The following is an 851-nucleotide window of genomic DNA, read 5'->3' as shown; positions in this document are numbered from 1 at the left end:
AATTGTAGGTAAATAAAGTGAAACTTTAATTAGTGGGGTGTCCATCCCCGCGAATAGCGGGATAAAGGAGGAAACGATGGATAATATAACAGCAGCTAAGCAGAAAGAGGCTCAGCCAATAAGTGTACGATATTTTTCAAAAATGAAAGGGAAAGGGAGAAGTCCATTACAAGTAAATATAAAGGATTCTTTAACGGGACTACTGGGGGGATTTTTAACAATTCTCACCTTAACATATTTAACGAGTATAACCTCTACAGAATTGCTAATGGCTCCATTTGGAGCGAGTTGTGTATTAGCGTTTGGAGTTTGGAATGCACCGCTATCTCAGCCGCGTAATATTATTGGAGGACATTTAATTTCAACTTTCATTGGTCTATCAATATATCATTTGTTTGGGAATGATTATTGGACAATTGCTTTAGCAGTGGGGATGGCAATAGCCGTTATGATGTTAACGAGAACAACGCATCCTCCGGCAGGGGCCGATCCAATTATCGTTATTTTAGGGGCAAACAGTTGGAGTTATTTAGTAACACCAGTTTTAGTTGGTTCCGTGGTTATTGTGGTTATTGCTTTATTCATTAATAATATGAGTAGTAAAAGAAGCTATCCAACTTTTTGGATATAATTTGTAAAGTGAAAGACAATTTAAGTGAGTATTCTATTTTTACTATGTTTTATTTTTTATATAGAAAAAGCCTTAGTTGTAATTATGGCTAAAGGCTTGGGTTCGCATCCTTTTTAATTGATAAAGAAAAGATACCCATATAAGAGTGTCTTTTTTATTTGAGTTATGCGCATTGCTTAATAAGACGCTAGTTTCTCAGTCTGACTATGAGTAACTATGT

The 851-nt window shown here is 35.5% G+C and carries 1 protein-coding gene; it reads left to right on the top strand.

The genetic code is table 11. The features are described from left to right. The first annotated feature begins 76 nt into the window (after positions 1 to 76). Positions 77 to 631 carry an HPP family protein gene (locus AC1DJR_RS31860; RefSeq protein ID WP_088031144.1) on the top strand — a complete coding sequence of 185 codons (555 nt, stop codon included), beginning with the start codon at positions 77 to 79 and terminating at the stop codon, positions 629 to 631. Positions 632 to 851 lie beyond the last annotated feature (220 nt).

The sequence above is a fragment of the Bacillus sp. 05T31 genome (assembly GCF_056396725.1).
This window is presented reverse-complemented; position numbering and strand designations above follow the sequence as displayed.

Excerpts from the sequence above, each read along its gene's own strand:
- AC1DJR_RS31860 (WP_088031144.1), top strand. The coding sequence starts at position 77 with ATGGATAATATAACAGCAGCTAAGCAGAAAGAGGCTCAGCCAATAAGT.